The organism is Streptomyces sp. NPDC006326 (assembly GCF_040612915.1).
Taxonomy (GTDB): Bacteria; Actinomycetota; Actinomycetes; order Streptomycetales; family Streptomycetaceae; genus Streptomyces.
Map to the genome: position 1 here is coordinate 1 of NZ_JBEXRC010000032.1, position 17,420 is coordinate 17,420.

Consider the following 17,420-nt stretch of genomic DNA (forward strand, 5'->3'; position numbering starts at 1 on the left):
GTTATGTGGGGGTGTCTATCCCGATACGCCCCCGGCCCCGGCCCGCCGCCCCCCCGGGCCGGGCCCCCCCCCGCCGGCCGGGGGCCGTCCCCCCCGGCCGGACATCTGCAGAACCTCCCGGCCGCAGCCGGGGGAGATCAGCCCTGCGCGGTGATGCGCGCGAGGCGCTGGGCCTCTTCCCGCGTGGACACCGCGATGGCGTCCTCGTCGGCGAAGAGCAGTCGGTTGTCCTCGACGATCTGCTTGCCATTGACCAGCGACAGGGTCACCGGGGCGGCCGCACCGAAGACCAGCGCGGTCACCGGGTCGGCGATGGAGGAGTGGGCCAGCGTGCCCAGGTTCCACATCACCAGGTCGGCGAGCTTGCCGACCTCCAGGGAGCCGATCTGCGAGGCGCGGCCGAGCACCTGCGCGCCGCCGTACGTGCCCAGGCGCAGGGCCTGGCGCGCGTTGAGGGCGCGCTCGCGGTGCACCGGGTTGAGGCGGTTGATCAGCAGCGCGTTGCGCAGCTCGGTGTGCAGCTCACCGGACTCGTTGGAGGCGGTGCCGTCCACGCCGAGGCCGACCGGGACGCCGGCGGCGAGCATGTCCGGGACGCGGGCGATGCCGGCGGCCAGACGGGCGTTGGAGGACGGGCAGTGCGCGACACCGGTCTTGGTCCGGGCGAACGCGGCGATGTCGGAGTCGTTCATGTGGACGCTGTGCGCCATCCACACGTCCTCGCCGAGCCAGCCGGTCGACTCGAAGTAGTCGGTCGGGCCCATGCCGAACAGCTCCTTGCAGAACTGCTCTTCCTCGACCGTCTCCGAGCCGTGCGTGTGCATGCGCACACCCAGCCGGCGGGCCAGCTCGGCGCCCTGCTTCAGCAGCTCGGTGGAGACCGAGAAGGGGGAGCACGGGGCGACGGCGACCTGGGTCATCGCGTCGAAGGAGTAGTCGTGGTGCTTCTTGACGGTCGCCTCGGTGTCGGCGAGCGCGCCTTCGAGGGTCTCGACGGCGTGGTCCGGCGGCAGGCCGCCGTCCTTCACGCTGCGGTCCATGGAGCCGCGGGCGAGGGTGAAGCGGACGCCCATCTCGGACGCGGCCCGGATGATCGCGCCGGAGAGGTCGCCGGAGCCCTTGGGGAAGACGTAGTGGTGGTCCATGGCGGTGGTGACGCCGCCCTTGGCCATCATCGCCAGGGAGCCCTGGGCGGCCGTGTACGCCATCTGCTCGTCGATGCGGGCCCAGGTCGGGTACAGCGCGACGAGCCAGTTGAAGAGGTTGTGGTCGGTGGCCAGACCACGGGTGATCCACTGGTAGAAGTGGTGGTGGGTGTTGACCAGACCCGGGGTGACGAGGTGACCCGTGCCGTCGATGCGGCGGACCACATTGTCGAGGTTCTCGGGGGCCCTGCCCGCGCCGATCGACTCGATCTTGTTGCCGGCGACGACCACGTAGCCCGAGGCGTACTCGGTGTCGTTCGCGTCGACGGTCGCAATCGCACAGTTTTCGATGACGATGCGCTCTACGGCGCCGTCCTGGGCTGCCGATGCTGCCATGGGACTTCCTCGTGCTTTCAGTGGCGGTGCGGGCACGGCAAAACCCAGGGGATTTGAGTGCCGGAGCCGGGGGCCTGGACAGCTGACAGTACTGCCGCCCCGTGTGTTGCGTCCGGGTGCCGATTCAGGAAGTTGAAGGTGTGTCGCGTGGGGGGGGTGTGCGCCGTCCCGGGGCTACTGCGGAGCCCCGGGACGCGCCTGCCGCATCAGAGGTTGGTCATGTCCACGGGGATGCGGGCGTCAACGCCGTCCCGCAGGACCGTGGCCTCGATCAGACCGTACGGGCGGTCCGCCGCGAAGTAGACCTCGTTGTCGTTCTTGAGGCCGAAGGGCTCCAGGTCGACGAGGAAGTGGTGCTTGTTCGGGAGCGAGAAGCGGACCTCGTCGATCTCCGAACGGTGGTTGATGATGCGCGAACCCATCTGGTACAGGGTCTGCTGCAGCGACAGGGAGTAGGTCTCCGCGAAGGCCTGGAGCATGTGCTTCTTGGTCTCGGCGTAGGACTTCTCCCAGTTGGGCATCCGCTGCTCGTCGTCCGACCAGTTGAAGCGCCAGCGGCCCGACACCTGGGTGGCCAGGATGCGGTCGTACGCCTCCTGCAGGGTCGTGTACTTGTCCTTCACGTAACCCCAGAACTCGGAGTTCGTGGAGTTCATGACGATGAGGTCCTTGAGGCCGGAGATGACCTCCCACTTCTCACCGTCGTACGTGATCTGGGTGACGCGGGTCTCCATGCCCTTGCGGACGAAGGAGTGGTTCACCTCGTCGGAGCCGATGAACTTGGAGTTGGCGTCCGAGGTGGCGATCCGGTCCCAGGCGTACTCCTCGATCCGAATGCGCGCCCGCTTGATCGGCTCCTGGCTGGTGACGAACCAGCGCGCCAGGTGGATGCCGAACTGCTCGGCGGACTCGATGCCGTATTCCTTGGCGAAGGCGTACACCGTGTTCTTGGTGGTGTCCGTCGGCAGGACGTTGGCGTTCGACCCGGAGTAGTGGACGTCGTCCATGTCGCCGGAGAGGGCGACCGAGACGTTCAGGTCCTTGATGTGGTGGGTGTCGCCGTCCCGCGTGATCTTGACGACGCGGTTCTCTGCTTTGCCGTACTGGTTCTGGCCGAGAATCGTGGGCATGTCTGCTAGCTCCCTCGGTAAACGGAGTAGCCGAACGGGTTGAGCAGCAGCGGTACGTGGTAGTGCTCGCCCGGGTTCACCGCGAAGGTGATCGTGACCTCGGGGAAGAACGCACCGCTGTCCCTTACGCGGGGGGCGTCCTGCTGCGCCTCGGCGGCTTGCTTCTTGGAGAAGTACGCCTCGGTCTCGAAGTCGAGGCGTACGTGGGTGGTGCCCTCCGGCAGGGCCGGGAGGTCCTTGCAACGCCCGTCGGCGTCGGTCGCGGAACCGCCGAGCGGCTTCCACTCGGCGTCGAAGCCCGAGCGGGCCGACAGCGAGATGGCGACGCCCTCGGCGGGGCGGCCGATGCTGGTGTCCAGGATGTGCGTGGACACCGAGGCGGTGGTCTCAGTGCTCATGCTTGTCACTCTCCTTCGACGAGTCGGGTCAGTCGGATCCGGTTGATCTTGACGAGCTCTCCGCGGGCGATCTCCCGCTCGACCTCGGCATCGTTCTCGATCCGGACCTTGACCGCGTCCCGCATCTGCTCACCGGTCGCACCGGTGGCGCAGATCAGGAAGACGTGGCCGAACTTCTCCTGGTACGCCAGGTTCAGTTCGAGCAGTTCAGCCTTGAGCTCCTCGGAGGCCCCGGCCATGCCGCGCTGCTCGCGGGCGGAGGTCGGGTCGCCGGGCTTCGGCCGACCGATCGGCGGGTGGCCCGCCATCGCCTCTTCCAGGTCGGCCGCGGTCAGCTCGGCCATGGCGGCGTCGCTCGCGGCGAACAGGGCTTCGGCGCTGGTGAAGGGGCGCTGGGCGAGCAGCTTGCTCCCCCATGCCGAACTGGCGCACACCTCGTGCAGCTCGGCCGTGGCCGCACTGTCGTCCAAGGTGTTGAACCGGGTGAGACCCGGGGTCGGACTCGAAGTCACGGTAGGCCTCCGTGGCCTTGTTGCTTTGACGGGCTGGGCATAGCTAACGCCCTCGACAACACGGCGTCAACACTTTGTTGAAACTTCGCGTACACAAAAGCCGCCGCCCGGATGAATGAGGGCGGCGGCTTGTCACGCTGGGTCAAGGCGGTATCACGCCTGGTGGTTTTTGTTGGGGTTTTCCCGGTTCAAGTAGTTGTAGACCGTGAAACGGCTTACGCCCAGTGCGTTCGCCACCGTCTCCACGCCGTGCCGTACGGAGAAGGCGCCCCGCGCCTCCAGTATCCGCACCACGCCCTGCTTGGACTTCCGGTCCAGCTGCGACAACGGTACGCCGTGTTTGCGCTCCAGGGCCGCCAGGATGTGGTCCAGCGAGTCGGAAAGCTGGGGCAGGCGGACCGCCAGCAGGTCCTGGCCCTCCCAGGTGAGCACGACGTCGTCGGGCTGCGCGAGGGCAGGATCCATCAGCACACCGCCCATCGCGTCCACCAGCGGTTTGACCGCGGTGACGAACGGGTGATCACGGGGTTCGGTCATGGGGTGTCCTCCCGGATCACGTTGACCTGAAGCGAAACCCGCGTGGCTCCGGCTTCCAGCGCATCGCGCAGCAGCGCGGACACCGCGCCGAGCACCTCGCCGGCGTCCCCTTCGGCGGTGTTGCCGAACGGGCCGACATCCACGGCGTCCAGCTGCGCCTTCTGGATGACCTCGCGAGCGGCCACGGCATGGGCGGGGGCCTCTTCGAGATCGAAGGGCTCGGTCGTGAACTCCACTCTCAATCGCACGCTGGTCAAGCTACCTCCCGGTCAGGTTTTTTCGGCAGTCCGTACTTGACATCTGCGACAAGCCCGATGCAGTCTTCCATCAGGCAGAAACAAACTTCCGCAATACGGAAGGAGCGCACACCCCTCATGGGATACACGGACCAGCGCTTCGATGTGAATCTTTCGATCCTCTTCACGGAACTCCCGCTCCTGGAGCGTCCCGCGGCCGCCGCCGCGGCGGGCTTCACCGCGGTCGAGCTGTGGTGGCCCTGGATCGAGACCCCCACCCCCGCTCAGGAGGAGCTCGACGCCCTCAAGAAGGCTCTTGAGGACGCCGGCACCCAGCTGGTGGGCCTGAACTTCTACGCCGGCCGGCTGCCGGGCCCGGACCGCGGTGCGGTGTCGGTTCCCGGTGAGGAGTCGGAGCGCTTCAACGCCAACATCAACGTGGCCGCCGATTTCGCGGCCTCGGTCGGCTGCAAGGCGCTGAACGCCCTCTACGGCAACCGCGTGGAGGGTGTGGACCCCGCCGTCCAGGACGAGCTCGCGCTCAAGAACCTGGTCGTGGCCGCCCGGGCGGCGGACCGTGTGGGTGCGATCCTCCTGATCGAGACCCTCAACAAGCCCGAGTCGCCGCTCTACCCGCTGGTGAGCGCCCCGGCCGGCATCGAGGTCGTGGACAAGGTGAACGAGGCCACCGGCCTCGGGAACGCCAAGTTCCTGCTCGACCTGTACCACCTGGCGATGAACGATGAGGACCTCTCCGAGGTCATCGAAAAGTACGCCGCCAAGACCGGCCACGTCCAGATCGCGGACAAGCCGGGACGCGGTGCCCCCGGCACCGGCGAGCTGCCCCTTGAGGACCTGCTCGACCAGCTGAAGAAGGCCGGATACCAGGGCTACGTGGGCCTGGAGTACAAGGCGGCCGACGCCGCCGCGTCCTTCGAGTGGCTGCCGGCCGGGGCCCGCGCCGCCCGATAGGCGGACCAAGTCCAGGCGATCAGCCAGGCACCCCCCGCACTTTTCGTACAAAGCATCAAGAGAAGGACCCTCATCATGAGCACCCTCCCCAAGATCGCCTGGATCGGCCTCGGAATCATGGGCTCCCCCATGTCCGAGAACCTCATCAAGGCCGGCTACTCGGTCACCGGCTTCACCCTGGAGCAGGACAAGCTGGACCGCCTGGCCGCTGCCGGCGGCACCGCCGCCGGCTCGATCGCCGAGGCCGTCAAGGACGCCGACGTCATCATCACGATGGTGCCCGCCTCCCCGCAGGTCGAGGCCATCAACTACGGTCCCGAGGGCATCCTTGAGAACGCGAAGTCCGGCGCGCTGATCATCGACATGTCGTCGATCACCCCGCAGACCTCGATCGACCTCGCGAAGAACGCCGCCGAGAAGGGCATCCGCGTCATCGACGCCCCGGTGTCCGGCGGCGAGGCCGGTGCCATCGAGGCCGTCCTGTCGATCATGGTGGGTGGCGAGCAGGCCGACTTCGACGCGGCCCTCCCGATCCTGTCGGCGCTCGGCAAGACCATCGTCCTGTGCGGTCCGCACGGCTCCGGCCAGACGGTGAAGGCCGCCAACCAGCTCATCGTCGCGGTGAACATCCAGGCGTGCGCCGAGGCCGTGGTCTTCCTGGAGAAGTCCGGCGTGAACCTCCAGGCCGCCCTGGACGTCCTCAACGGCGGTCTGGCCGGCTCCACCGTCCTGACCCGCAAGAAGGACAACTTCCTGAACCGCGACTTCAAGCCCGGTTTCCGGATCGACCTGCACCACAAGGACATGGGCATCGTCACCGACGCCGCCCGCAACGTCGGTGCGGCCCTCCCGGTCGGCGCGGTCGTCGCCCAGCTGGTCGCCTCGCTGCGCGCCCAGGGTGACGGCGGCCTGGACCACTCGGCCCTGCTGCGCGCGGTCGAGCGCCTGTCCGGCGCCCAGGTCTGATCCCGGGCCCACCCCTCCCCGCCAGGGGACCCGTTCCCTCCAGCGGAACGCCCCGCAAGGGGACTTGAGTTTCCGGATGGCGCCGGTGCTGACACCTGTCCTGTCGCGCCCAAGCGCCGGCGCCGTCCGGATCACCCTCTCTCATCTTTCTTCAACAAACTGTTGACGTTAAGTTCAGCCTCGAACTAGGTTGTTCCGCATGACGGAAGGCACTTTCCGTCGGCAGTTACCCGTACGGAAGGTCACCATGTCGAAGCGCACGCTGACGACCGAGTCCGGCGCCCCGGTCGCCGACAATCAGAACTCCGCCACCGCCGGCGTCGGTGGCCCGCTCCTGATCCAGGACCAGCAGCTCCTGGAGAAGCTTGCCCGCTTCAACCGTGAGCGCATACCGGAGCGTGTCGTGCACGCCCGCGGCTCCGCGGCGTACGGCTACTTCGAGGTGACCGACGACGTCACCGCGTACACCAGCGCCGCCTTCCTGAACACGGTCGGCAAGAAGACCGAGACCTTCCTGCGCTTCTCCACCGTCGCCGACTCGCTGGGCGGCGCGGACGCGGTCCGCGACCCCCGCGGCTTCGCCCTGAAGTTCTACACCGAAGAGGGCAACTACGACCTCGTCGGCAACAACACCCCGGTGTTCTTCATCAAGGACCCGATCAAGTTCCCCGACTTCATCCACTCCCAGAAGCGCGACCCCTTCACGGGCAAGCAGGAGCCGGACAACGTCTGGGACTTCTGGGCGCACGCCCCCGAGGCGACGCACCAGATCACCTGGCTCATGGGTGACCGCGGTATCCCGGCGTCGTACCGCCACATGAACGGCTACGGCTCCCACACCTACCAGTGGACCAACGAGCAGGGCGAGGCCTTCTTCGTCAAGTACCACTTCAAGACGAACCAGGGCATCCGCTGCCTGTCGTCCGACCAGGCCGCAGAGCTGGTCGGCAAGGACGCCAACTCGCACCAGACCGACCTGCTCCAGGCGATCGAGCGCGGTGTGAACCCGAGCTGGACCCTCTACGTCCAGATCATGCCGGCCGCCGAGGCCGCGGACTACCGCTTCAACCCGTTCGACCTCACCAAGGTGTGGCCGCACGCCGACTACCCGCTGCAGCGCGTGGGCCGCCTGGTCCTCGACCGCAACCCGGACAACGTCTTCGCCGAGGTCGAGCAGTCCGCCTTCTCCCCGAACAACTTCGTCCCGGGCATCACCGCCTCGCCGGACAAGATGCTCCAGGGCCGCCTGTTCGCGTACGCCGACGCCCAGCGCTACCGCCTCGGTGTGAACCACACCCAGCTGCCGGTCAACGCCCCGAAGGCGACGAAGGCGGACAACTACGGCCGCGACGGTGTCATGGCGCTGCGCAACGGCTCGCGCCACGACAAGAACTACGAGCCCAACTCGTACCAGGGCCCGGCCGAGACCGGCCTGGCGCTGGGCGCCCCGAAGGCCGTCTCCGGCTACACGGGCACCCACGCGGCCCCGGCGCACACCAAGGACGACGACTTCTTCCAGGCCGGTGAGCTCTACCGCCTGATGTCGGAGGCCGAGAAGCAGCGCCTGGTGGCGAACATCGCGGGCGGCCTGTCGCAGGTCACCCTCGAAGACGTCATCGAGAAGAACCTGGCTCACTTCCACGCCGCGGACGCCGACTACGGCAAGCGCGTCGAGGAGGCCGTCCGCGCCCTGCGCGAGGGCTGAGCCCCACAAGCTGCGCCGGGAGCCTGGCGGGAGGTCAGGCTCCGGGTGCTCAGCCCCTGCTGCGGACCCGGATGAGGGGTGGTACGCGGCGGGGGCGGGACGAGGACCGTGGCGGGCGTCGAGCCAGTGCGGTGGTAATGGGTTCTCCGACCCGTCTCTTGACCTGAGGGAGACGGTGCCGGGGTTCTCGTCGCCGCCCGCCACGGTCCCAGCCACTCCTCTCGTACAGGGGCCACGCACAGAGCCCCCTGCACGAGGGGCACATGACTCCGTCCGGCGGTGCGAACGTCCTGTCGCGCCAGCCTCGCACCGTCGGGCGGTCACACCCAAAGCGCCGAGTCACGGACGGTCCCGTGACCCGGCGCTTTGTCGTGCGTCGTCATGCACCGTCGTGCGCCGTCATGCCCGGGCGTGGCGCGGAAGGCGTACGGAGAGGGCGAGGGCGGCGGCCAGGAGGACCAGGGTCGTCAGGGCCGTGGCGGACAGCGCGGTGGCGGCCGCAGCGCCGTGGTCGGTGAAGGCCCTCCAGACGGTGACCAGCAGGGCCACCCCCAGCGCGTTGGCCAGCTGCTGCACGGCGTCCAGGACTCCGGAGGCCGAGCCCACCTCCGGTTCCGCCACCCCTGCAAGGATGACGTCGAACAGCGGCGGGACGACCAGGCCCATGCCGAGACCGGTGAGCAGGGTGCCCGGCACCAGCCGCCAGCCGTCCACCGCTGCTCCGGCCGAGACGGCGAGCAGCACGAGGCCGAGGGCGGTCAGGACGATCCCGCTCTGGATCACCACACGTCCGTGCCGCCGGGCGAGCGAGCCGGCCGGGCCCGCCGACAGGGCGATGCCGAGGGCCATGGGGGCGATGGCGTAACCCGCCCCCTGCGGCGAGAGCCCGAGCGGGCCCTGGAGGAAGAGCGAGAGCACCAGCATCAGCCCGGTGAACGAGGCGTAGAAGACCAGGGCGACCCACATGCCCCCGGTGTAGGCCCGGTTGGCCAGCAGGCCCGGCTCCACCAGCGGGGACGGGCGCCGCCGCTGGAGCCGCCCGAAGAACACGAACCCCGCGGGCCCCGCGGCCGCCAGGACGAGCGACCAGAGGGGCCAGCCCAGCTCCGGCCCCTGCACGAGCGGGTACACCACGGCCGCGGAGGCCGCCCCGGCCAGCAGCATGCTCGGTACGTCGAGCCGCAGCCCGGGGTCGGACTTCCCGCGCGGGATCCAGCGCGTGGCACCGGCCACTGCTGCCAGGCCGAGCGGCAGGTTCACCAGGAACACCAGGCGCCAGCCGGTGCCGAACAGGTCGGCGCCGGCCAGCAGTCCGCCCAGCACCGGCCCGCCGACCGCGCACAGGCCCATGACGGGGCCGAACAGGCCGAAGGCCCGGCCCAGTTCCGCTTCGGGAAAGGTCTCCTTGATGATGCCGAACCCCTGGGGCAGCAGCAGCGCGCCGAAGGCGCCCTGGAGGGCCCTGGCGGCGGTCAGCGTGCCCGGTCCGCCGGCCAGGGCGCACAGCGCCGAGGCCACGGTGAATCCGGCGGCGCCGATGAGGAAGAGCCGCCGCCGCCCGAACCGGTCCCCCAGCCGTCCGGCGGTGATCAGCAGGGCAGCGAAGGGCAGGGTGTAGCCGGCCTGCAGCCACTGGGTCACCTCCCGGCCCCCGCCGAGGTCGGCGGCGATGGCGGGGGCGGCGACACCCGTGATGGTGGCGTCCAGGAGGTCCATGACCTCCGCGAGGAGGACGACGCAGAGCACGGCCCATCGACTGGGATGCGGCTGCGGCCCCGGCTGCGCGGCCGGCTGCAGGTGCTGCGGCTGTGGTTGCGGTGGCAGAACGGTCATGGCGATCCCCCGGGGGCGTGGCAGACGAGAGTCATGACGAAGGACGACGGGCAGCAGCACCCGTAACGAACGCCGTTCGTCACGAACAACGTTCGCAACGAACAGCGTTCGCTGTCAACTGCTAACCTGTCGCCATGCAGACCCCGCCCCCGCGCAAGAGCACCCGCTCCCGTCCCGCCAAGCCCCCGCTCAGCGAACGGGCCGTCGTCGACGCCGGATTGCGCGTCCTGCGGCGCGAGGGCCTGGACGCGGTCACCATGCGCAAGGTGGCCGCCGAGCTCGACACCGGCCCCGCGTCCTTGTACGTCTACGTCTCCCAGCGCGAGGAGCTCCTGCGCCTGATGCACGACGCGGTGATCGCGACCGTGCCGCTGCCGGAGCTGCCTGCCGACCCTCCCGGGGACTGGCGTTCCCGGCTGGCCGCGCTGGTCACCGACGTGGTCCACGCCCTCAACGCCCACCCCGGCATCGGGCGGGTCTCCCTCGGCACCATCCCCGCCACCCCCGCCTGGCTCGGCCTCTTCGACCGCATCCTGGGCCTGCTGCTCGCCGGGGGCGTGGAGCGCCGACGGGCCGCGTGGGGCTGCGATCTGATCGCCCTGTACATCGGCGCGGTGAGCTACGAGGTCTCCGTCGCCGCTCCCCCGGCGAGCGGCGGCCCCGACGCCCTGCAGACCGCCCTGGACCACCGGCACGCCGCCGTCTCCATCGAGGAGCGGCTGGCCGGGCTGGACCCGGTCCGCTACCCGCATCTCGCGGCGAGCGCCGCCGAGTTGGCCGGCGGCCCGGCCGCGGCCCGGCTCGCCCTCGGCATCGAGGTGCTGATCGGCGGTCTGAGCTCGGGCTGAGCCCGGTGCCGCGCCCGCGCAGCACGAAGGCCCCCGCCCCTCCTCGCGGAGGGACGGGGGCCGTTCGTCGTACGGGCCGGCTCGGGGATCAGGCCGAGATCGGGCGGATCGCGGTCGGGGCGTGGCCCGGCTCGGTCGCGAGCTCCTCGAACTCGGTGACGTCGCTCATGTCGACCGTCTTGCTCATCGAGATGTTGGTGACGCGCTCCAGGATCGCCTCGACGACGACCGGGACGCTGTACTCGGCGGCCAGCTTCTTGGCCTCCTCGAAGGCGGCGCCCAGCTCGTTCGGGTCGGTCACGCGGATCGCCTTGCAGCCGAGGCCCTCGACGACCTTCACGTGGTCGACGCCGTAGACGCCGATCTCCGGGGTGTTGATGTTCTCGAATTCCAGGTTGACCTCGAAGTTGATGCCGAGGCCGCCCTGCGCTTGGCGGATCAGGCCGAGGTAGGCGTTGTTCACGAGGACGTGGACGTACGGGATCTTGTGCTGCGCACCGACCGCCAGCTCCTCCAGCATGAACTGGAAGTCGTAGTCGCCGGAGAGGGCGACGACCGGGTTCTCCGGGTCGGCGGTGGCGACACCCAGCGCGGCCGGGATGGTCCAGCCGAGCGGGCCGGCCTGGCCGCAGTTGATCCAGTGGCGCGGCTTGAAGACGTGCAGCATCTGGGCGCCGGCGATCTGGGAGAGGCCGATGGTGGTGACGTAGCGCGTCTCCGGGCCGAAGGCCTTGTTCATCTCCTCGTAGACGCGCTGCGGCTTCATCGGGATGTTGTCGAAGTGCGTACGGCGCTGCAGCGAACCCTTGCGCTCCAGGTGGGAGGCGACCCAGCCGCTGTAGTCGGGCAGCTTGCCCTCGGCCTTGAGCTCCTTGGCCACCTCGATGAAGAGCTTCAGCGCAGCCTTGGCGTCGGAGGCGATGCCGTAGTCCGGGGCGAAGATCTTGCCGATCTGGGTGGGCTCGATGTCGACGTGGACGAACTTGCGGTCACCGAGGTAGGCGTCCAGGTTGTAACCGGTGTGACGGTTGGCCCAGCGGTTGCCGATGCCCAGGACGAAGTCCGACTCCAGGAACGTGGCGTTGCCGTAGCGGTGCGAGGTCTGCACGCCGACCATGCCCGCGCTCAGCTCGTGGTCGTCGGGGATGACGCCCCAGCCCATGAGGGTGGAGATGACCGGGACGTTGGTCAGCTCGGCGAACTCGACCAGCAGGTCGGAGGCGTCGGCGTTGATGATGCCGCCACCGGCGACGATCAGCGGGCGCTCGGACTCCAGCAGGAAGCGGACGGCCTTCTCGGCCTGGGCGCGGGTCGCCTGCGGCTTGTAGACCGGCAGCGGCTCGTAGGTCTCCGGGTCGAACTCGATCTCCGTCAGCTGCACGTCGATCGGCAGGTCGATGAGGACCGGGCCGGGACGGCCGGAACGCATCAGGTGGAAGGCCTCCTGGAAGACGCCCGGGACCTGCGCGGCCTCCAGGACGGTGGTGGCCTTCTTGGTGACCGGCTTGGCGATCGCGGCGATGTCGACGGCCTGGAAGTCTTCCTTGTGCAGCTTGGAGACCGGCGCCTGACCGGTGATGCACAGGATCGGGATGGAGTCGGCGATCGCCGAGTACAGACCGGTGATCATGTCGGTGCCGGCCGGACCGGAGGTGCCGATGCAGAGGCCGATGTTGCCGGGAGCCGTGCGGGTGTAGCCCTCCGCCATGTGCGAGGCGCCCTCGACGTGGCGGGCGAGGGTGTGCTTGATGCCCCCCACGTTCTTGAGCTCGCGGTAGAACGGGTTGATCGCAGCGCCGGGCACGCCGAACGCTTGATCGACACCCTCGCGCTTGAGGATCTCCACTGCAGCGGCGGCGGCTGTCATACGAGGCATCGAGTTCTCCTGCGGTCTGGCGGTCAGGCTGCTTCCCGGGCTGTTTCCACAATCCGGAAGTTTTGTTCTGCTATACGGAACAAGCTAAGCGGCCAGTCCCCGCACGTCAAGGCGTGGGGCCACCCCGGAACCCACCAAAAGCCGCTTCTCACTGGGTGAACTTGTACGAACGACCGGTTCCGCGGCCGATTACCGGCGCAATGTGGAGGACGGACTCGCGCCGCCGGTCGCCGTTGGTGGACCATGGGCACACGCACGGCGACGGAGGGGGTTCGGCTCTCATGGCGGAAGCGGTACCGGTGCGCTGCCCGGCGTGCCTGCGCGAGAACGGCTACGTGGCGCCGGTGTTCCCGTGCGCCTGTGGAAACCCGGTCGTCCCTCCGCTGGACCTGGCGGCGCCGCCCCTCCCGCTGACGCACCGCACCTGGTCGGACACCTGGGTGGCGGTGCGGTGCACGGTCTGCGCGCGGGTGAGCGAGTGGCCGCACCCGGAGCTGGGGTGCTCGTCGTGCGGGACGGTGGTGCGGATCGCGGTGCACCCGGTGGAACCGGTGCAGGCCCCCGAGCCGGCACAGCCGGTGGGGTCCGGGGCGGGAGCCGGTGTGCCTCCGGCCCGGGGCGACCTCGTCGACGTACCCCTGCCGCCCGCCGTGCCCGGCCAGGCTCCGGCGAAGGCCGCGGACGGCGGGCAGGCCGGGCAGGGCGGGCGGCCCGCCTTCCGGCCGGTGACCATCCGTACGGCCCGGGACGCGGTGGCCACGGCCGCGCTGTACCTGCGCTGGCTCGGCTTCCAGGACGTGCGCCAGCCCGACGGGCGTCCCATCCCCTCGGCGGCCGTGGACCTCCGGGCGCCCGGACTGGTCGCCCAGGTGGACCCGACCACCGCGCCGGCCGGGCTGCGGGCGGTGGAGTGCGTCTGGCTGAACGGGCTGACCGCCTCGGCCACCAGCGTCTACTTCTCCCTCGCCGGATACACCCAGGACGCCCGCAGCCGCGCGGACGACCTGGGGATACCGCTGTTCGTCATGGATCTCACGGGCATGCCGCAGCCGGTCAACGATCCCGCCGACGCCCTGGTCGGTACGGGGGCCTGAGGAGGGGGGCCAGGCGGCCGGGGGTGGTTTTCCGGTCAGGCTTCAGGATCGAAAGACGTCACCCCGTGGTCGATCCACCGGCCGGTCCCCTGGTAGAACGACTGGTTGATCCCCTGGTTGATTCACCGGTTGCTGTACTGGTCGATCCACTGGTTGCCGCCCGCCCTTGACTGCCGAGGAGTGCCCGATGAGCCTGTACGACATCCCGCTGACCACCCTGTCCGACGAGCCCACCAGCCTGGCGGCCCACAAGGGCAAGGCGATCCTGCTGGTGAACACGGCTTCGCAGTGCGGGCTCACCCCGCAGTACTCCGGGCTGGCCCGGCTGCAGTTCGCGTACCAGGACAAGGGCTTCACCGTCATCGGCGTGCCCTGCAACCAGTTCGGCGGGCAGGAGCCCGGCACAGCCGAGGACATCCAGACGTTCTGCGCGGCCGGCTTCGGCGTGACCTTCCCCATGCTGGAGAAGTCCGAGGTCAACGGCGAGAACCGGCACCCGCTGTACCAGGAGCTGGTGAAGACCCCGGACGCGGACGGCGAGGCGGGGGACATCCAGTGGAACTTCGAGAAGTTCCTGATCTCCCCCGCCGGTGAGGTCGTGGCCCGCTTCCGCCCGCGCACCGAGCCCGAGTCCCCCGAGGTCATCGCGGCGATCGAGGCCCAGCTCCCCGCGTAACGGGCCCCGTCGGCCGGGGCCCGGCCGCGGTCCGGTGGACGCCGTACTGCTCGGGAGCCGAGCCCACCTCCTCGGAGGAGTGTCTACTCGGATGACGACAGGCCGGGCCGGCCCAGGTCCGCCTCGTCGTATTCCGCGGCGGAGCCGGCCGCCGTGAGGTCGCGCAGCTCGACCCGGCGGATCTTGCCGGACACGGTCTTCGGGAGCTCCGCGAACTCGATCCGGCGGATCCGCTTGTACGGGGCCAGTACGGCCCGGGAGTGCGCGAAGAGCACCCGGGCCGTCTCGGGCCCCGGCTCCCAGCCGGCGGCGAGCGCGATGTACGCCTTCGGCACCGCCAGCCGCAGCGGGTCGGGGGCCGGTACGACCGCGGCCTCGGCCACGGCCTCGTGTTCCAGCAGGGCGCTCTCCAGCTCGAACGGGCTGATCTTGTAGTCGGAGGCCTTGAAGACGTCGTCGCTGCGGCCCACGTAGGTGAGGTACCCGTCCTCGTCGCGCGAGGCGATGTCGCCGGTGCGGTAGAGGCCGTCGGCCATGGCCTCGGCGGTGCGTTCCGGGTCGTCGCGGTAGCCGGTCATCACGCCGGCGGGCCGCGGGCGCAGGTCGACGCAGAGCTCGCCCTCGTCGGGGGACTCCTTGCCGGTGACCGGGTCGAGGAGGACGATCTCGTAGCCGGGCGCCGGGCGTCCCATGGAGCCGGGCTTGACGGGCGCCCCGGGGAAGTTGCCGACCTGGAGGGTGGTCTCGGTCTGGCCGAAGCCGTCGCGGATGGTGAGTCCCCAGGCCTGCCGGACCTGCTCGATGACCTCCGGGTTGAGCGGTTCGCCCGCGGCGACGGCCTCGCGCGGGGGCGTGCGCAGGCGGGTGAGGTCGGACTGGATCAGCATCCGCCAGACGGTGGGCGGGGCGCAGAAGGTGGTCACCCCGTGCCGGTCCATCTCGGCCATGAGCCGCTCGGCGTCGAAGCGGGTGTAGTTGTGCACGAAGACGGTGGCGCCGGCGTTCCACGGGGCGAAGAGGTTGGACCAGGCGTGCTTGGCCCAGCCGGGCGAGGCGATGTTGAGGTGGACGTCGCCGGGGCGCAGCCCGAGCCAGTACATGGTGGACAGGTGCCCGATGGGGTACGAGGCGTGCGTGTGCTCCACCAGCTTGGGGCGGGCGGTGGTGCCCGAGGTGAAGTACAGCATCAGCGGGTCGGCGGCGAGGGTGGGGCCGTCCGGGACGAAGGCCGGGTCGGCCGCGTACATGTCCTCCAGGCGCCGCCAGCCGGTGGGCACCTGCGACCCGGCGGCGATCCGGGTGTAGTTTCCCGGAACCGCGTCGAACTTGCCGGTGTCCTCGGCGCGCACGACGACGTGGCGGACGTGACCGCGTTCGATCCGGTCGCTGAGGTCGGCCGGCCCCAGCAGCGGGGTGGCGGGGATGACGACGGCGCGCAGCTTCATCGCGCCGAGCATGACCTCCCACAGCTCCTGCTGGTTGCCGAGCATGACGAGCACCCGGTCGCCGGCGGCGACGCCCTGCTCGCGCAGCCAGGTGGCGGCGGAGCCGGAGCGGGCGGACAGCTGCGCGAAGGTGAGGGAGCGGCTGGTGCCGTCCTCCTCGACGATGCGCAGGGCGTCGGTGTCGGCGGTGTCCGCGGCGATGTGGTCGAACCAGTCCAGGGCCCAGTTGAAGCGCTCGGGCCGCGGCCAGGTGAATCCGGCGTAGGCGGCCGCGTAGTCCCCGCGGCGCTCCAGCAGGAAGTCCCGCGCGGCCAGGAACTCGGCGCCGGCGCTGCTGTTCTCGGCGATGTTGTGCGTCATGGGGGGCATCGTGCCGTGCCGTCCGGGTGCCCCACCAGAGCTGCGTCAGCCGCGGATTGACCCGAAGCGGACGCGGCCGCCGGCGCCGGCCCCGCTCCCCTCGGCCTCCCCGGTCTTCTCGGTGTCCCCGGTCTTCTCGGTCTTCTCGGTCTCCCCGGTCTTCTCGGTCATGTCGCGGAGCAGCCGCTCGCCCTCGGCGACGATGGCGTCCTTCTGCCCGGCCGGGACCCGGCCGAAGAGCTCGACGGTGAGATCGCCGCCCTCCGGCTTCCACAGTCCGGCGAGGAAACCGTCCACGAGGAGGGTGCGGTAGGCCTGGTTACCCGCCCAGCTGCGGCCCTTCAGCTCGGGGGCGACGACCCGGGTGCGGTCGGCGTGGGAGAGCAGCAGGTTGTCGAACTCGGGGAGGAAGCGGGGCGGCGCCGGGGTGTCGGGGTCCGGGCGGGGCGCGTCGGGCAGGTCGAAGAGCTCGGCCCCGTTCTCGTCCCGGAAGGCGAGCAGGCGCGGCCGCAGCCGCTCGAAGGCCTCCCGGAGCCGGGTGAGACCGGCCCAGACCTGCATGTCCTTCACGGAGGCCGGGCCGAACGCCCCGAGGTAGCGCAGCACGACGTCGTCCACGGACTCCTGCGGGCCCTGCGGCTGCCCGGGGGCTTCCCCGAGCCACCGCTCCAGGGTGGTGAGCCGCACCTGCCCGCTGCGCCCCCACACCCCGCGCGGGGTGACCTGTACGAGCGGCAGCAGGCAGCGGGCGGCGACGGACAGCGCCTGCGGGTCGGCGCCCGGCCACTGCGCCAGCAGTTCCCCGCGGATCTCCGCCATGGTGCGCGGCTCGGCCTCGACGTACGCACGGGACCGCTCGGCGAGCCGGTCGAGGTCCACGCCGGCCAGACCCTTGCGGAAGTACCCGAGCTCCCGGTCCCGGGCGCCCTGGACGAGCGGCCGCAGGGTGAGCGCGTCGTGGGCGGTGTGGGTGTGGATGGTGGACCGCATGGTCACCATCCGGACCACCTGCCGGGTCTCCATCAGCCCGGCGAGCTCGGCAGGCCGGAAGTGCGCGAGCCGGGCGTGCAGGGAGAAGTAGGGCGGTTTGACGTTCTGCGCCTGCAGCCCGAGCAGGTGCGCGACCGCGTCCTGCGCGGACATCCCGGCGCGGCCGAGGAGCAGCTGGCGGGCGAGGGTGGCGCGGTTGAGCGCACGGGTGTCGAGTACGGGATGCGTCGTCGTCCTGGAAGCCATGCCCGCAAGCTATCCCCGCTTGCGGACACCTTCTGTCCGCAACCGCCCCGCGAAG

Annotated in this window: 16 protein-coding genes; 6 read left to right on the top strand and 10 right to left on the bottom strand. The window is 70.2% G+C overall.

Going from position 1 to position 17,420, the window contains the following annotated elements; genetic code table 11:
* Positions 1-137: 137 nt before the first annotated feature.
* The 6 genes from ABZ128_RS23360 to ABZ128_RS23385 all read right to left on the bottom strand — a co-directional run bounded on the left by ABZ128_RS23360 (position 138) and on the right by ABZ128_RS23385 (position 4,366).
* Positions 138-1,541, bottom strand: coding sequence for an 8-oxoguanine deaminase (locus ABZ128_RS23360; protein ID WP_356850728.1), 1,404 nt, complete (start codon positions 1,539-1,541; stop codon positions 138-140).
* Between the two features lie 206 nt (positions 1,542-1,747).
* Positions 1,748-2,671 (bottom strand): factor-independent urate hydroxylase, encoded by a 924-nt coding sequence (gene pucL, locus ABZ128_RS23365; protein WP_356850729.1) that lies wholly within the window; start codon positions 2,669-2,671, stop codon positions 1,748-1,750.
* A gap of 5 nt (positions 2,672-2,676) precedes the next feature.
* The gene (uraH, locus tag ABZ128_RS23370) at positions 2,677-3,069 is read right to left on the bottom strand and encodes a hydroxyisourate hydrolase (protein ID WP_356850730.1); all 393 of its coding nucleotides are present in this window, start codon (positions 3,067-3,069) and stop codon (positions 2,677-2,679) included.
* A 5-nt stretch (positions 3,070-3,074) separates the two neighbouring features.
* The gene (uraD, locus tag ABZ128_RS23375; protein ID WP_356850731.1) at positions 3,075-3,581 is read right to left on the bottom strand and encodes a 2-oxo-4-hydroxy-4-carboxy-5-ureidoimidazoline decarboxylase; all 507 of its coding nucleotides are present in this window, start codon (positions 3,579-3,581) and stop codon (positions 3,075-3,077) included.
* A 153-nt stretch (positions 3,582-3,734) separates the two neighbouring features.
* On the bottom strand, positions 3,735-4,118 hold the full coding sequence (locus ABZ128_RS23380; RefSeq protein WP_356850732.1) for a helix-turn-helix domain-containing protein: 384 nt from the start codon (positions 4,116-4,118) through the stop codon (positions 3,735-3,737).
* Positions 4,115-4,366 carry a hypothetical protein gene (locus ABZ128_RS23385; RefSeq protein WP_356850790.1) on the bottom strand — a complete coding sequence of 84 codons (252 nt, stop codon included), beginning with the start codon at positions 4,364-4,366 and terminating at the stop codon, positions 4,115-4,117. Before ABZ128_RS23385 ends, ABZ128_RS23380 begins: the two co-directional genes overlap by 4 nt.
* Before the next feature lie 126 nt (positions 4,367-4,492).
* On the opposite strand from ABZ128_RS23385, the gene ABZ128_RS23390 reads away from it, so the two are divergent.
* The 3 genes from ABZ128_RS23390 to ABZ128_RS23400 all read left to right on the top strand — a co-directional run bounded on the left by ABZ128_RS23390 (position 4,493) and on the right by ABZ128_RS23400 (position 7,997).
* Positions 4,493-5,326 carry a TIM barrel protein gene (locus ABZ128_RS23390; protein ID WP_356850733.1) on the top strand — a complete coding sequence of 278 codons (834 nt, stop codon included), beginning with the start codon at positions 4,493-4,495 and terminating at the stop codon, positions 5,324-5,326.
* A 75-nt stretch (positions 5,327-5,401) separates the two neighbouring features.
* Positions 5,402-6,292 carry a 2-hydroxy-3-oxopropionate reductase gene (locus ABZ128_RS23395; RefSeq protein WP_356850734.1) on the top strand — a complete coding sequence of 297 codons (891 nt, stop codon included), beginning with the start codon at positions 5,402-5,404 and terminating at the stop codon, positions 6,290-6,292.
* 247 nt (positions 6,293-6,539) lie between these two features.
* A complete protein-coding gene (locus ABZ128_RS23400) occupies positions 6,540-7,997 on the top strand; it encodes a catalase (protein WP_356850791.1) in 1,458 nt (485 codons plus the stop codon).
* Positions 7,998-8,396: 399 nt separating this feature from the next.
* Here ABZ128_RS23400 and ABZ128_RS23405 read toward each other — a convergent pair whose 3' ends face one another.
* Positions 8,397-9,830, bottom strand: a complete 1,434-nt coding sequence (locus tag ABZ128_RS23405) for an MFS transporter (protein WP_356850735.1) — start codon at positions 9,828-9,830, stop codon at positions 8,397-8,399.
* Positions 9,831-9,964: 134 nt separating this feature from the next.
* On the opposite strand from ABZ128_RS23405, the gene ABZ128_RS23410 reads away from it, so the two are divergent.
* Complete coding sequence (locus ABZ128_RS23410; RefSeq protein ID WP_356850736.1) at positions 9,965-10,678, top strand: TetR/AcrR family transcriptional regulator; 714 nt, start codon at positions 9,965-9,967, stop codon at positions 10,676-10,678.
* A gap of 88 nt (positions 10,679-10,766) precedes the next feature.
* Here the strand turns inward: ABZ128_RS23410 and gcl are convergent, their stop codons facing one another.
* A complete protein-coding gene (gene gcl, locus ABZ128_RS23415) occupies positions 10,767-12,554 on the bottom strand; it encodes a glyoxylate carboligase (RefSeq protein WP_356850737.1) in 1,788 nt (595 codons plus the stop codon).
* A gap of 281 nt (positions 12,555-12,835) precedes the next feature.
* Here gcl and ABZ128_RS23420 point away from each other — a divergent pair, with 281 nt between their 5' ends.
* Together ABZ128_RS23420 and ABZ128_RS23425 are read left to right on the top strand one after the other, a co-directional pair.
* Positions 12,836-13,648 (top strand): hypothetical protein, encoded by an 813-nt coding sequence (locus ABZ128_RS23420; RefSeq protein WP_356850738.1) that lies wholly within the window; start codon positions 12,836-12,838, stop codon positions 13,646-13,648.
* Between the two features lie 187 nt (positions 13,649-13,835).
* Positions 13,836-14,324 carry a glutathione peroxidase gene (locus ABZ128_RS23425; protein WP_356850739.1) on the top strand — a complete coding sequence of 163 codons (489 nt, stop codon included), beginning with the start codon at positions 13,836-13,838 and terminating at the stop codon, positions 14,322-14,324.
* Positions 14,325-14,407: 83 nt separating this feature from the next.
* On the opposite strand, the gene ABZ128_RS23430 is transcribed toward ABZ128_RS23425, so the two are convergent.
* Positions 14,408-16,138, bottom strand: coding sequence for an AMP-binding protein (locus ABZ128_RS23430; RefSeq protein ID WP_356850740.1), 1,731 nt, complete (start codon positions 16,136-16,138; stop codon positions 14,408-14,410).
* A gap of 36 nt (positions 16,139-16,174) precedes the next feature.
* Complete coding sequence (locus ABZ128_RS23435) at positions 16,175-17,365, bottom strand: winged helix DNA-binding domain-containing protein (RefSeq protein WP_356850741.1); 1,191 nt, start codon at positions 17,363-17,365, stop codon at positions 16,175-16,177.
* Positions 17,366-17,420 lie beyond the last annotated feature (55 nt).

Excerpts from the sequence above, each read along its gene's own strand:
- pucL (WP_356850729.1), bottom strand. The coding sequence starts at position 2,671 with ATGCCCACGATTCTCGGCCAGAACCAGTACGGCAAAGCAGAGAACCGC.
- ABZ128_RS23395 (WP_356850734.1), top strand. The coding sequence starts at position 5,402 with ATGAGCACCCTCCCCAAGATCGCCTGGATCGGCCTCGGAATCATGGGC.
- uraH (WP_356850730.1), bottom strand. The coding sequence starts at position 3,069 with ATGAGCACTGAGACCACCGCCTCGGTGTCCACGCACATCCTGGACACC.
- ABZ128_RS23400 (WP_356850791.1), top strand. The coding sequence starts at position 6,540 with ATGTCGAAGCGCACGCTGACGACCGAGTCCGGCGCCCCGGTCGCCGAC.
- ABZ128_RS23420 (WP_356850738.1), top strand. The coding sequence starts at position 12,836 with ATGGCGGAAGCGGTACCGGTGCGCTGCCCGGCGTGCCTGCGCGAGAAC.
- ABZ128_RS23380 (WP_356850732.1), bottom strand. The coding sequence starts at position 4,118 with ATGACCGAACCCCGTGATCACCCGTTCGTCACCGCGGTCAAACCGCTG.
- ABZ128_RS23405 (WP_356850735.1), bottom strand. The coding sequence starts at position 9,830 with ATGACCGTTCTGCCACCGCAACCACAGCCGCAGCACCTGCAGCCGGCC.
- gcl (WP_356850737.1), bottom strand. The coding sequence starts at position 12,554 with ATGCCTCGTATGACAGCCGCCGCCGCTGCAGTGGAGATCCTCAAGCGC.
- ABZ128_RS23430 (WP_356850740.1), bottom strand. The coding sequence starts at position 16,138 with ATGCCCCCCATGACGCACAACATCGCCGAGAACAGCAGCGCCGGCGCC.
- ABZ128_RS23360 (WP_356850728.1), bottom strand. The coding sequence starts at position 1,541 with ATGGCAGCATCGGCAGCCCAGGACGGCGCCGTAGAGCGCATCGTCATC.
- ABZ128_RS23410 (WP_356850736.1), top strand. The coding sequence starts at position 9,965 with ATGCAGACCCCGCCCCCGCGCAAGAGCACCCGCTCCCGTCCCGCCAAG.
- ABZ128_RS23390 (WP_356850733.1), top strand. The coding sequence starts at position 4,493 with ATGGGATACACGGACCAGCGCTTCGATGTGAATCTTTCGATCCTCTTC.
- ABZ128_RS23425 (WP_356850739.1), top strand. The coding sequence starts at position 13,836 with ATGAGCCTGTACGACATCCCGCTGACCACCCTGTCCGACGAGCCCACC.
- ABZ128_RS23435 (WP_356850741.1), bottom strand. The coding sequence starts at position 17,365 with ATGGCTTCCAGGACGACGACGCATCCCGTACTCGACACCCGTGCGCTC.